Origin of the sequence: Agrobacterium sp. rho-8.1, assembly GCF_033957725.1 — a bacterium.
Lineage (GTDB): Bacteria > Pseudomonadota > Alphaproteobacteria > Rhizobiales > Rhizobiaceae > Agrobacterium.
In genome coordinates this window covers 2,091,476-2,103,698 of record NZ_CP192788.1, presented here as the reverse complement: position 1 = coordinate 2,103,698, position 12,223 = coordinate 2,091,476, and the positions used below count along the sequence as shown (strand labels likewise).

At 56.7% G+C, this 12,223-nt stretch carries 11 protein-coding genes; 6 read left to right on the top strand and 5 right to left on the bottom strand.

What is annotated here, in order from left to right; translation table 11 throughout:
• Positions 1-17 precede the first annotated feature (17 nt).
• Positions 18-1,028 carry an AAA family ATPase gene (locus tag RMR21_RS10510; RefSeq protein ID WP_498667969.1) on the bottom strand — a complete coding sequence of 337 codons (1,011 nt, stop codon included), beginning with the start codon at positions 1,026-1,028 and terminating at the stop codon, positions 18-20.
• Between the two features lie 180 nt (positions 1,029-1,208).
• Here RMR21_RS10510 and RMR21_RS10505 point away from each other — a divergent pair, with 180 nt between their 5' ends.
• Genes RMR21_RS10505 through RMR21_RS10495 form a run of 3 tightly spaced genes read left to right on the top strand, consistent with a single transcriptional unit; the run spans position 1,209 to position 3,726 of the window.
• Positions 1,209-1,832, top strand: coding sequence for a DUF1285 domain-containing protein (locus tag RMR21_RS10505; protein WP_498667968.1), 624 nt, complete (start codon positions 1,209-1,211; stop codon positions 1,830-1,832).
• Entirely contained in the window at positions 1,829-2,467 is a 639-nt protein-coding gene (locus RMR21_RS10500) for an NUDIX hydrolase (protein ID WP_498667967.1), read from the top strand. Before RMR21_RS10505 ends, RMR21_RS10500 begins: the two co-directional genes overlap by 4 nt.
• Positions 2,464-3,726 (top strand): CCA tRNA nucleotidyltransferase, encoded by a 1,263-nt coding sequence (locus RMR21_RS10495; protein WP_498667966.1) that lies wholly within the window; start codon positions 2,464-2,466, stop codon positions 3,724-3,726. The genes RMR21_RS10500 and RMR21_RS10495 overlap by 4 nt, the downstream gene beginning before the upstream one ends.
• Before the next feature lie 113 nt (positions 3,727-3,839).
• On the opposite strand, the gene RMR21_RS10490 is transcribed toward RMR21_RS10495, so the two are convergent.
• On the bottom strand, positions 3,840-4,112 hold the full coding sequence (locus tag RMR21_RS10490) for a hypothetical protein (protein ID WP_498667965.1): 273 nt from the start codon (positions 4,110-4,112) through the stop codon (positions 3,840-3,842).
• Positions 4,113-4,231: 119 nt separating this feature from the next.
• Complete coding sequence (hemF, locus tag RMR21_RS10485) at positions 4,232-5,143, bottom strand: oxygen-dependent coproporphyrinogen oxidase (RefSeq protein WP_498667964.1); 912 nt, start codon at positions 5,141-5,143, stop codon at positions 4,232-4,234.
• Between the two features lie 123 nt (positions 5,144-5,266).
• On the opposite strand from hemF, the gene RMR21_RS10480 reads away from it, so the two are divergent.
• Entirely contained in the window at positions 5,267-5,545 is a 279-nt protein-coding gene (locus RMR21_RS10480) for a hypothetical protein (RefSeq protein WP_498667963.1), read from the top strand.
• Between the two features lie 22 nt (positions 5,546-5,567).
• On the opposite strand, the gene RMR21_RS10475 is transcribed toward RMR21_RS10480, so the two are convergent.
• Both RMR21_RS10475 and RMR21_RS10470 read right to left on the bottom strand, forming a co-directional pair.
• Positions 5,568-7,220, bottom strand: coding sequence for a Na/Pi cotransporter family protein (locus RMR21_RS10475; protein WP_498667962.1), 1,653 nt, complete (start codon positions 7,218-7,220; stop codon positions 5,568-5,570).
• Positions 7,221-7,413: 193 nt separating this feature from the next.
• On the bottom strand, positions 7,414-7,875 hold the full coding sequence (locus tag RMR21_RS10470) for a tRNA (cytidine(34)-2'-O)-methyltransferase (protein WP_498667961.1): 462 nt from the start codon (positions 7,873-7,875) through the stop codon (positions 7,414-7,416).
• Between the two features lie 407 nt (positions 7,876-8,282).
• On the opposite strand from RMR21_RS10470, the gene RMR21_RS10465 reads away from it, so the two are divergent.
• Positions 8,283-10,139 (top strand): ABC transporter ATP-binding protein, encoded by a 1,857-nt coding sequence (locus tag RMR21_RS10465; protein WP_498667960.1) that lies wholly within the window; start codon positions 8,283-8,285, stop codon positions 10,137-10,139.
• 173 nt (positions 10,140-10,312) lie between these two features.
• Positions 10,313-12,163, top strand: a complete 1,851-nt coding sequence (locus RMR21_RS10460; RefSeq protein ID WP_498667959.1) for a methyl-accepting chemotaxis protein — start codon at positions 10,313-10,315, stop codon at positions 12,161-12,163.
• Positions 12,164-12,223 lie beyond the last annotated feature (60 nt).

Here is a 12,223-nt window from a genome sequence, read left to right as displayed (position 1 = left end):
CTTATCTGACCTGATGGTCAGTTTTTCGCCTGTTCCACGAGGCCGGCGATCACATCGCGTACCGACATGCCTTCTGCCCGTGCCGCAAAAGTCAGCGCCATGCGGTGTTCCAGAACAGGCTCTGCCAGTGCATAGATATCATCCAGTGATGGCGCTAGACGACCTTCGTAGAGCGCGCGGGCACGTGCCGTCAGCATGAGCGACTGACCAGCGCGCGGGCCTGGGCCCCATGCAACATTCTTATCCGTCAAAGCATTTCCGTGCCCGGGGCGTGCCGAGCGCACCAATGCAAGAATGGCATCAACGACCTTGTCGCTGACCGGCATCTGGCGAATGAGCGTCTGTATCTCGACAAGACGTTCCGCCTCGATGACGCGGCGGGCTTCGCCTGATGCCGTGCCCGTGGTGTCGAGCAGGATCTGACGTTCGGCGGCCAGATCAGGGTAATCGACATCGACCTGAAGCAGGAAACGGTCGAGTTGGGCTTCCGGCAGCGGATAGGTGCCCTCTTGCTCCAGCGGGTTCTGGGTCGCGAGAACGTGAAACGGCTTGGGCAGATCGAAGCGCTGGCCAGCGACGGTAATGTGATATTCCTGCATGGCCTGCAGCAGCGCAGACTGTGTGCGAGGGCTGGCACGGTTGATTTCGTCAGCCATGAGCAGTTGACCGAAAATCGGTCCCTTGATGAAGCGGAACGAGCGGCGACCGCTTTCGTCCTGGTCCATCACTTCGGAGCCGAGAATATCCGATGGCATGAGATCCGGCGTGAATTGAATACGGTTGGCATCAAGGCCAAGGACCGTACCGAGCGTGGTGACCAGCTTGGTCTTGGCCAGACCCGGGACGCCCACCAGCAGCGTATGGCCACCGGAGAGAATGGCGAGAAGCGTGTTCTGCACCACTTTTTCCTGACCAAAGATCACCTTGGAAACTTCCGCCCTTACGGCCGCAATATCCGACAGCGCCTTTTCGGCCGCGGCGATAATCGCCTTTTCGTCGAGGGTTTCGCTGGTGTTCATCATGCCCATATCGCTCTCCTCAAACTTAAGCCGCGGTCATCGCTTCGTAACGGTAACTCAATCGCATACAGGACGGATTTCGCGCTGCCTATAGCTTATTGCCATACTGCCCGCTGACAAGCATCCTTCGAATGACTATCTCGTTACCTGTAACGAAGACTTCAATAGGTGACAAAGCAGGGCTCTAATATGGCGCTTGAAACGATAAATTCGGCAACGGACGCGGCAGGACTGGCCGCAATGATTTCCCATGCTGCTGAACAAACCGGAGATAAAGCACGTGGTCCTGCACCCGTGGAGCGCTGGAACCCACCCTTTTGCGGCGATCTCGACATGGAAATCCGGCCTGACGGTACGTGGTTCTATATGGGTACGCCGATTGGACGCGCGCCGTTGGTACGTTTGTTTTCCACCGTTTTACGCAAGGATGAAGACGGCAAGACCTACCTTGTGACGCCTGTGGAAAAAGTTGGCATCCGCGTGGTCGATGCACCTTTCATCGCCGTGGAGATGAATGCAGGCGAAAAAGACGGCGAGCCGCTTCTTACATTCCGCACCAATGTCGGCGATATGGTGGAGATTGGGCCAGATCATCCGTTACGTTTCGAAATTGCTGGTGAAAACAAAGAGTTGAAGCCCTACCTTCTGGTGCGTGGACGACTGGAGGCGCTGGTCTCACGCGCAGTCATGTACGATCTGGTGGAACTGGGCGAAGTCATTGAAGTCGAAGGTAAAGAGATGTTTTCTGTGCGCTCCGCTGGGGAAGTTTTCCCCATCATGCCTGCTGAAGAACTGGATGCGCTGTCACGATGATTTCAGATATCATGGAATTTTCCGCCGCCGATTTCCTGCGCCGTGTCCTTTCAGAAGGCGAGGGTGTGGCCGAGCGAGAGGATACGGACAACGGTGACCATATTCTCAACCCCGGTGTGCGGCTCACGGGGGAAGGTATTCGCTTGAAAGACGCCGCCGTGCTGGTGCCGGTTGTGGATTATGGCGATGAGGCGCGGGTCATTTTCACCCAACGCACGGCCACGCTTCGCAAACATTCCGGCCAGATTTCCTTTCCCGGCGGCGGTATCGATCAGGAAGACCGCTCGCCTGAAGATGCCGCTCTTCGCGAAACGGAAGAAGAAATTGGGCTATCCCGTTCTTTTGTCGAGACCGTGGGTCGGTTGCCGGATTATATTTCCGGGACAGGTTTCCGCATCAAGCCGATCCTCGCTACGGTCCGGCCCGGCTTTGAGCTCACGCTCAACCCGACAGAGGTGGACGATGTGTTCGAGGTGCCGCTGTCTTTTCTCATGAATCCCGATAACCACACGCGCGGCAGTCGGATCTTTCAGGGGAGGGAACGGTTTTTCTACGAAATGCCCTATGGCGAGCGCTACATCTGGGGCATTACGGCGGGCATCGTGCGCAGCATTTACGAGAGGTTCTATTCATGAGCAACATCGCCAAACAAGAGTGGTTTTCAAAACCGGCTCTTCAGCGGATCTTGGCGCTTTTGAATGCGGATGGCGGTGAAGCACGAATCGTGGGCGGCGCGGTGCGCAATGCGCTGATGGGCATTCCGATCGGCGATATCGACATGGCAACGACGTTGTTGCCGCAGGACGTGGTGGAGCGGGCAAAGAACGCGGGCATCAAGGCTGTGCCGACCGGCATCGAACATGGCACGGTCACCCTGGTTCTGGATGGTGAAGGCTTCGAAGTCACGACGCTGCGCCGCGATGTGGAAACCGATGGCCGCCACGCACAGGTCGCCTTCGGTACCAACTGGACGGAAGATGCTGAAAGACGCGACTTGACCATCAATGCGCTTTACGCAGACGCGTCGGGTGAAGTGATCGACCTGATCGGTGGCCTGCCGGACATGGAAAAACGGAATATCCGCTTTATTGGCGATGCCGACCAGCGCATCGCCGAGGATTATCTGCGCATTCTCCGTTTCTTCCGTTTCTTTGCTCATTATGGTTCCGGGCGTCCAGATGCGGATGGGCTGAGGGCAAGTGCACGCGCCAAGGACAAGATTTCGACGCTTTCGGCCGAGCGTGTATGGAGCGAGATGAAGAAGCTGCTCAGCGCCACCGATCCATCGCGGGCGCTGTTGTGGATGCGGCAGTCCGGCGTCCTGGCACAGGTTTTCCCGGAGACGGAAAAATGGGGCATCGATGCCATTCATGGATTGGTCGCGGCAGAGCAGGCGCTGGGCTGGGCGCCAGATGCGGCCTTGCGGCTCTCCGCCATCGTTCCGCCGGACGTGGAGCGGATTGCCGTGATGTCATCACGGCTGCGCATGTCGAATGCTGAAGCCAAACGCCTAAAGCAATGGGCGTCTGCCCCAATCATCGACCCGGCTATCACGGACGCAGCGTTTGACCGGCTGCTTTACCGGCAGGGCGTCGAAGGCATGATCTTGCGGCTGCAGCTGGCGCTTTCAGCGGCGCGAGCGGATGTTTCGGCGGGTGACGCCGCGATGCAGAAAATCGCGAGATTGTCTGCGCTGCTTGCGCGTGCGCAAAAGTTCGAGCGGCCCGTATTCCCATTGTCGGGAGCGGACATTCTCGCGGCGGGCGTCGCACCCGGGCCAAAGGTTGGTCAAATTCTAGCAGAGCTTGAAGAGAAGTGGATCGAGTTCAACTTTTCACTCGACCGGTCAACCTTGATAGGCAAGCTAGAGGCTGTTGTTGCGGAAGTGAGTTAACGCAAAGCTTTATTGCTATGGCGTCTTTTCATCGCTTTGCAGGGCAGAGCTCTTCGGATGGAAGGCTTTGCCCCGCTAAAATGAAAGATTGCGATAGATGTGAGATGCCATTCTCAGGCTTTTTCTGAAAGCGCCCAGCAATGGAAAACGGACGATGTTGCGGCGGCTGGTGCGCGGGTTAGTTTTACCCTGCCATCATTGGCATTGGCGGCTGCCTCGTTCGCCAGTCTGCGTTTGACCTGTTCGGCGTAAAAGGAGAGTGGTAGATCGCGATCCCCCACCGCCCGCATTTCGGACGCCAGACGGTTGATCAATTCGGTGGTGGGTAGTGCCTGAGATTGGCTTTTGCCAACGTCAGAGCTGGGCATGCTGTTTGAAGTAATCATGATGATATCTCCTCCAGTCATCGACATCCTGGAGGTTATCACCGCGTTCTTTTCTGCATAAGGGCTAACTTTCCAAATCCTGCCAAAATGCGTTAACGAACGTGAAACTTTTCGTGATTCTAGGGCCAGCGAACCACAGGGGGAAGCGATGACAGGATCGAGTCCACATTCCCGCCTGTCTTCAGACCGAAAATCGTGCCCCTGTCGTAGAGAAGATTGAACTCGACATAGCGACCGCGGCGAATCAGTTGCTCGTCACGGTCCTCTTCGGTCCAGGGCTGGTTGAAGTTGCTGCGCACAATTTTGGGGTAGACAAGATTGAAGGCGCGGCCGACATCCTGCACGAAGGTGAAGTTGGCGTTCCAGTCGCCTTTCTCTTCATCCGGGTGCAGCCAATCGAAGAAGATGCCGCCGATGCCGCGCGGCTCGTTGCGATGCTGGAGATGGAAATATTCGTCGCACCATTGCTTGTAGCGGGGATAATCGGCCACGTTGTGCCTGTTGCAGGTGATCTCGAAGACACGGTGGAAGATCTGGCTATCATTGTCTTCCTGCGTGCGGCGTCGGTTGAGAACCGGCGTCAGATCCGCCCCGCCACCAAACCAATGGCTCGAGGTGACGACCATACGCGTATTCATGTGCACTGCGGGAACGTTCGGATTGACAGGGTGCGCGATCAGCGAAATGCCAGATGCCCAGAATCGAGGGTCTTCCTCCGCACCGGGTATCTGTTTGCGGAACTCCGGCGAAAATTCACCATAAACGGTGGAAGTATGGACGCCGACTTTTTCGAAGACGCGGCCCTCCATCATCGACATCTTGCCGCCGCCGCCTTCACCATTGTCACGCTGCCATTCCTTCTGAACGAAACGGCCGGGCGCTTGATCGGCAAGAGGCCCCTGCACGTCGTTCTCGATGTCTTCGAGCGCGGAGACAATGGTATCACGCAGACTTTCGAACCAGGCTCTGGCCTGTGCCTTCTTGTCCTCGATGTCGTCAGGCAAGCCCTTTGGCAAAACCGGCCGTTCCATATCGATCTCCTCGCGTCGAATCGTTGCGTTTCGCCCGGTTTATCAGCCACGCGGCGTGGATACAAATTGGACTCGCCAAGTCCAACTCTACACACTACATTTTGAGACAGAGAGGTGAATGTCATGGCGAAATTTACCGGACCACCGCCGCTGGACGGCTTGAAGCGGAGACTGGATGCTCATCGGCAGGATCGTGGCGCTGCGGGTGGGCGGAAAAACGACAGGCAAGGCATGTTCGTGCGCCAGACCTTCTGTCTCGCTCGGGATGAGGCGCGTGCCAAGGCGAAGGAATGGTTCGATGAATATCCCAAGGCGGCCTATTGGACGGAAGTGGAAAGCTGGCGACCGCTGGAAGGTGATCGCATAGAGTTCACCATGCGCCGCCTGCCTTCAGCCGACTAGGAGTGCGGTCATCACCCGTGCTTTAGGGTCGATTGTCCACGGCGCGCAAGCGGCTTTCGCCCAAGACGCCGCCTTGGTCCAGAATAGGATGTGCCACGGACACGATGTGAGCATTAACGCGCTTGAGGTCGCGGAGCATGTCCAGATGCAGCGAACTGGTTTGCAAGCTTTGGGGCAATCCGTCGCGCAAGCGTTCGAGGTGCCGGCTGGACGAGCGCTTTTCCAGCCGCCGGATGTCATCCTTGATTTCCATAAGATGGCGGGCGAGATCGAAATCGCCGGTCACGAAAATACTCTGTCCGGCGCGCAGGTTCTGGATTGTCATGTCGAACAGTGTTTTCAGCTCGTCATAGCCTTCATCCGAAAACTTGAAGCCGTTGACGATTTTCTTGCGGATCTGTTCGCAGAGACCTTTTTCAACGATATCACCGATATGTTCGAGGTTAATGGCGTAATCGATGATCGTTATGGAGCGGTTCGCGTCGTTTTCATCCAGTCCCTTTCGTCCGAGCTGCGAGAGGTAGATTTTCACATCCTGCTGCAATGTGTCGACCCGCCTTTCCAGTGCTGCGATTTCCGCCAGCGGTGCCAGGTCATTGTGTTTGAAGGCGTTTTCGGCGCGGATCAACATTCGCTCTATGGTGTCGCCCACGACGAGCACTTCGCGTGTCGCATTGGCAAGGGCTACGACCGGCGTATCCAGCGCGCTGGCGTCGAGAAAGCGTTGCCCTTCTTCGGATTTGGTGTCTTCAGGTACAATCTTCGCCATCAGGTCGGACAGGAGACCTGAAAACGGCCATGCCAAGGCCGTCAGCGCCAGATTGAAGATCAGATGGGCGTCCACAGGCAGCATGTTTTGCGCCAAGGGCAGCTGTCGGAGCAACGTCGCACCAAACCCCGCCAAGGGCAGAGCGATAAGGCAACCTACGGTGCGCACGACCAGATTACCAATGGTGATACGGCGCGCCGATGCCGGAGCTGAAAGCGTTGCAACGACCGGAGGGATCGCGCCGCCGAGATTGGCACCGAGAACGAGAACGATAATCAGTCCTGTGGAAAGGATGTCGGCCGATGCGAGCGACAGGATCAGCACCACGACGGCAAGGCTGGAGGAGGAAACGAAGGCCAGTCCCGCCGAAAGAAGAAGTGCAACAGGCCACGCCTCATCCAGCAGTCCGATAAACGCACCGAGCGCGGGTGAATCGCGCATCGGTTCTGTTGCGGCACTCAAGAGGTGTAACGAGAGCAACATCAGGCCAACGCCCACTAGCGCCGTGCCGCCACCTTGCCGACCACTGGACGTGCCTTTGCGGATGATCAGACCCGTGAGAATGAGCAGAGGCGACAACCAGGCGACGCCGGTTGCAAAAATCCAGGCGGTGACGGCAGTTCCAATATTGGCGCCGAGAAGGACCACCTGCGCCATCCGCGGGCGAATGAGGTCACGCTCTGCAAAAGAAGCAACGGTCAGTGCGGTGGCGGTGGAGCTTTGCAATGCGATGGTGGCGAGGAAACCAGACAGCAGAGAGCGTGGCGCGCTTTTCGTGCCGGTTGCCAACACAGTTCTGAGCTTGGTGCCGAATGCGCGCGTGACGCCGTCCTTGACCTGCGCAAGACCGAAAAGCAGCAGCGCAACAGCGCCCAGCAAATTGACGATGATGATGGTGGATTGCATGCGTGTTCACCCTCCTTCCGTCAGTCTTTATCTTGAACGCCTTGCCTTGCCCGAAACCGGTCTAGCTTTCGGACGACATGCTGCGCGGAAAGTTTTCGGAGGTAGGAATCTTTAGTTGGCTAATAAACATAAGCCCGAAACACCCCGTCGTACAGGGCTGATTACGACATTTTGACGCGAAATGGCGATGGATCTAGCGCCAAGCAGTTTGTCTCAGAGCCTCACCTGCCAACATCGCGGCAGACATGGCGACGTTGATGGAGCGTTGTCCCTCCCTCATGGGGATGATCAGTCGCTCATCGGCTTTTTCGTGGACATGATCCGGTACACCAGCGCTCTCGCGGCCAAAAAGCAGAACGTCATCAGGACGGTAGGTTACGTCGACATAGGGCAGTGCTGCCTTGGTCGAGGCAAGGAGCAATCTGCGGCCAGTGGACGTGCGCCATTCCTCAAAGCGCTCCCAATTCACGTGGCGGGTCAGTGATGCCGTGGTGAGATAGTCCATTCCCGCTCGCTTCAGATTGCGGTCGGAAATATCGAAGCCAGCAGGTTCGATGATATCGACGCCGATGCCCAGGCAGGCCGCCAGCCGAAGAATTGTTCCCGTGTTTCCGGGGATGTCGGGTTGGTAGAGCGCAATCCTGATATCGGGCATGGTCATGTCTTTCGCGACGTTGCTGAGGTGGGTCTATCACGACGTTCAATGTTGAAACAAGCGAGCGACATAAACCCTGGGATGTTGTTTTGTGGGCACACTCGCGTTTTACGAAGTATATTGCGGCGCCCAAGGTGGTTTGGCGCTGGTCAATGCTGACTTTTTGAGCTAGAAGAACGCGTCTTCAACACCAGCCTCGGAGGTTCAGATGAATATGCTTGTTCGATATCGCCTTCCGGCCCTTGTAACGGTCCTGCAGGCTTAGGTGTTTACGGCGGTTAACCCGCTTTTCCATCTCAATTCGTCATGTGGCTGTAGCGGCCATATCCATGTTATTCCCGTGATAGCCGTGGGCGTTCTCTGTCCTCATGCCTTTCTTTTGGGATCATTATGTCCGGAGCTTGGCCATGTTTGGCTGGTTTGAAAAACGTCTCGACCCATTTCCCGCATCCTCGCCTGTTGTGCCGCCCAACAAGCTGTTGCCATTCATGTGGCACTATATAAAACCCGCAGCACCCTGGTTGCTGCTGCTCGGCCTGATGTCCATGGGGATCGCGGTTGCGGAGGTGATGCTCTATCAGTTCCTCGGCAATATCGTGGACTGGCTGGCGTCTGCCAATCGGGAAACATTTCTGCAGGATGAGGGCTGGCGTCTGATCATGATGGCGGCGATCGTTCTGGTTGCTTTGCCGTTGATGGGCACCCTCCACACTATGACGATGCACCAGACGCTGGCTGGAAACTTCGGCATGATTGCCCGCTGGCACATGCACCGTTTCCTGTTGCGTCACTCCATGACCTTCTTTGCCAACGAATTTGCAGGCCGCGTCTCGACCAAGGTCATGCAGACGGCGCTTTCCATTCGAGAAGTGGCATTGAAGGTCATCGACGTGTTCGTCTATGCCATCAGCTTCGTCGGCTCGATGCTGTTCATGGTGGCTGCAGCGGATTGGCGGCTGGCCCTGCCACTCGTCTTCTGGTTGGCGGTCTATATCGCGATCCTGACTTACTTTGTACCGAAGCTGGGCCGCCTTGCCAGCGAGCAGGCCGATGCGCGCTCCCTGATGACCGGCCGCATCGTGGACAGCTACACCAACATCGCCACCATCAAGCTGTTTTCCCATGCGGGCCGCGAGGAAATTTATGCGCGTGAAGGCATGAATGTGTTTCTGAACACGGTGCACCGCCAGATGCGCCGGATTTCTGCATTCAACATCGCCATCGATATCAACAATGCACTCGTCATGTTCTCAACCACGTCGCTTGGTCTTTATTTCTGGATGATGGGCTCGGTCTCGGTCGGTTCCGTTGCCGTTGCCATCGGCCTCTCCATGCGTGTCAACGGTATGTCGCAGTGGATCATGTGGGAAGTCACGTCGCTGTTTGAAAACATCGGTACCGTCTATGACGGTATGAACATGATGACCAAGCCGCATGACATCCTCGACGAGCCCAATGCGCCGGCACTGTCCGCGCCCAAGGGTGAGATACAGTTCGATGATATCCGTTTCCACTACGGCAGGAGCAATGGCGTCATCGAAGGCCTGTCATTGCATATCAGGCCCGGCGAAAAAATCGGTCTGGTCGGCCGTTCGGGTGCGGGCAAGACGACGCTGATGAACCTTTTGCTACGATTTTATGATCTCGAATCCGGGAAAATTCGCATCGACGGACAGGATATCTCGACCGTCTCGCAGGATAGCCTGCGCTCGTTGATCGGCGTGGTCACGCAGGATACCTCGCTGCTCCACCGCACCATCCGCGATAACATCGCTTATGGTCATCCCGGTGCGACGGATGAGGAGATCATCGCAGCGGCAAAGCGTGCCAATGCCTGGGACTTCGTTGAAACGTTGGTGGACATGCATGGCGGTATGGGGCTGGACGCACAGGTCGGTGAGCGCGGCGTCAAGCTATCTGGCGGCCAACGCCAGCGCATCTCCATTGCGCGCGTTTTCCTGAAAAACGCTCCAATCCTGATCCTCGATGAGGCAACGTCGGCTCTGGACTCCGAGGTCGAGGCGGCCATTCAGGAAAATCTGTTTGCGCTTATGGAAGGCAAGACCGTCATCGCCATAGCCCACCGCCTTTCCACTCTGACGGAGATGGACCGCCTGATCATTCTCGACAAGGGCAAGATCATCGAGGCCGGCACGCATGGGGAACTGGTGGAGCAGCGCGGTATTTACGCTGATCTTTGGCTTCGCCAGTCCGGCGGGTTCATTGCAGATGAGGAGCAAGATATAAAGGTGGCCGGGGAATAAAGTACAGTCTCGTGATTGTGGCGGGAAGAGATATGGCCTGTATTCGAAAGAATGCAGGCTTTTTCATATTCTTTAGATTGTTACTTTCACCAATAACCTATTTTTTAAGTTTTATCTTTATTATTATTCTTCGATTTGGATTTCGAATCCAGCGTGTCGTTATAGGATAGTTCATGAATTTCTTGAGTATAAAAATCAAGTTGATGCTGCCGATGCTGTTCGCGTTTTTGATTGCGCTGGGCGCTGTACAGGGTGGCTTGGCAATACACTCGATGACGGTGATGGAAAGTGACGGCGCCGGTCTGGCCAAGCGTCTGGAAAAAACCTTGCTGATTGGCGACATGGAGCGGAGTTTTTCCGATGTCCGCAGGCTCTACGCGGTTCTTCTCGGAGCAAGAAGCCCGGACGATGTGGCGCGTGCCGTCGAACCGCTCAAGGCCGTGATTGCTCAACGCCAAAAAGCATTCGAGGCTTATGGCTCCGCGATTACGCTACCCCAGATGAGGCAGATTTTCGGTGAATTATCGGTTGCTGTCGCCAGTTACGAGCAGGCGGGCACCGATTTCGCCAAATTGCTCACCGATTCCAAACTCGAAGAGGCAAATGCCTTTAGAATAGCCCGGATGACCCCAGCGGCCGAGATAGCGGTCAAAAGTATCCACGATCTGATCGAAGCGAACAAGGTTGTCGCCGCCGAGTCCTACAAGAGCATGGAGAGTGCGTTCGACCTGGCACTGCTGGAGACGTTCATCACCGTTGCTGCTGTCTTCATCATCGGCATAGGTGCAGCGGTTCTTTGCACCTTCAGAATTGTCAGACCTATTACCCATATTACGGGCGCCATGAGTGTTCTGGCTTCGGGCGATACGGCGAAAGCCGTTCCCCATGGCGGCCGGCATGACGAAATCGGTGAAATGTCAGCCGCCGTCGCCGTTTTCCGGGACAATGCGTTGGAACGAGAAAGGCTTGCAAAGGAAGCGGAAGAAAACCGCAGCCTGAGCGAAAAGGAGCGGATGGCGCGCGAGGAGCAGAAGGCGAAGGAAGCAGCGGATGTGAAGTTTGCTGTTGATGGCCTTGCCAATGCGCTGCGGCATCTGGCCGATGGCGACATGACCTTCCGGCTTCAGGCAGCCTTCGTCGGTCAACTGGATGGCGTGCGCCAGAATTTCAACGAATCGGTCGAAAAGCTACAAACGGCGTTGCGCTCGGTTGGCGAGAATGCCCGTATGATCGACGCCGGCGCCAGCGAAATCCGCTCGGCGACAGATGACCTTTCCAAACGCACCGAGCATCAGGCAGCCGCGGTCGAGGAAACGGCAGCGGCGCTTGAAGAGGTCACGACCGCTGTCAAGGATTCCGCCATAAAGGCAAGCGAGGCTGGCGAACTCGTTGCAAAGACACGAGCCGGTGCGGAGCGGTCCGGTGATATCGTGCGCAAGGCTGTCACAGCCATGACCGAAATCGCAAGTTCGTCCAACGAAATCAGCAATATCATCGGTGTGATCGATGATATTGCCTTCCAGACCAATCTTCTTGCGCTGAATGCTGGCGTCGAAGCGGCACGGGCGGGTGAAGCGGGCAAGGGGTTTGCCGTGGTTGCGCAGGAGGTGCGTGAACTGGCGCAACGGTCTGCAAAGGCGGCCAAGGAAATCAAGGCTCTGATTAACAGATCCGGTGATCAGGTGCGCGGTGGTGTGGAGCTGGTCGGGGAAACCGGCCGGGCGCTCGAATCCATCGTTGCGGAAGTTCAGGAAATCAACCGCAACGTCGCTGCGATCGTCGGTTCTGCGCGCGAGCAGTCTACGGGGCTTTCTGAGATCAACACCGCGGTCAACCAGATGGATCAGGGCACGCAGCAAAATGCGGCCATGGTGGAGCAGTCGAGTGCTGCAACCTACAGCCTTGCGACGCAGGCAGCCTCGCTGACGGCGCTGTTGTCGCAGTTCAAGCTGGAGGGAGGCACGTCAGCACGTCTGCCCGCGCCTCAACTGGCGCGATCAACGCCGCGGCGTGCGGCCGCCTAGTTTTGACGATTGGCATCCGCGTTCCGCTTGCAAAGGCTCGGACGCGGATGCTGCATTACA

Coding starts and splice junctions, on each gene's coding strand:
- RMR21_RS10460 (WP_498667959.1), top strand. CDS start 10,313: ATGAATTTCTTGAGTATAAAAATCAAGTTGATGCTGCCGATGCTGTTC.
- RMR21_RS10475 (WP_498667962.1), bottom strand. CDS start 7,220: ATGCAATCCACCATCATCATCGTCAATTTGCTGGGCGCTGTTGCGCTG.
- RMR21_RS10505 (WP_498667968.1), top strand. CDS start 1,209: ATGGCGCTTGAAACGATAAATTCGGCAACGGACGCGGCAGGACTGGCC.
- RMR21_RS10490 (WP_498667965.1), bottom strand. CDS start 4,112: ATGATTACTTCAAACAGCATGCCCAGCTCTGACGTTGGCAAAAGCCAA.
- RMR21_RS10500 (WP_498667967.1), top strand. CDS start 1,829: ATGATTTCAGATATCATGGAATTTTCCGCCGCCGATTTCCTGCGCCGT.
- RMR21_RS10480 (WP_498667963.1), top strand. CDS start 5,267: ATGGCGAAATTTACCGGACCACCGCCGCTGGACGGCTTGAAGCGGAGA.
- RMR21_RS10465 (WP_498667960.1), top strand. CDS start 8,283: ATGTTTGGCTGGTTTGAAAAACGTCTCGACCCATTTCCCGCATCCTCG.
- RMR21_RS10495 (WP_498667966.1), top strand. CDS start 2,464: ATGAGCAACATCGCCAAACAAGAGTGGTTTTCAAAACCGGCTCTTCAG.
- RMR21_RS10470 (WP_498667961.1), bottom strand. CDS start 7,875: ATGCCCGATATCAGGATTGCGCTCTACCAACCCGACATCCCCGGAAAC.
- RMR21_RS10510 (WP_498667969.1), bottom strand. CDS start 1,028: ATGGGCATGATGAACACCAGCGAAACCCTCGACGAAAAGGCGATTATC.
- hemF (WP_498667964.1), bottom strand. CDS start 5,143: ATGGAACGGCCGGTTTTGCCAAAGGGCTTGCCTGACGACATCGAGGAC.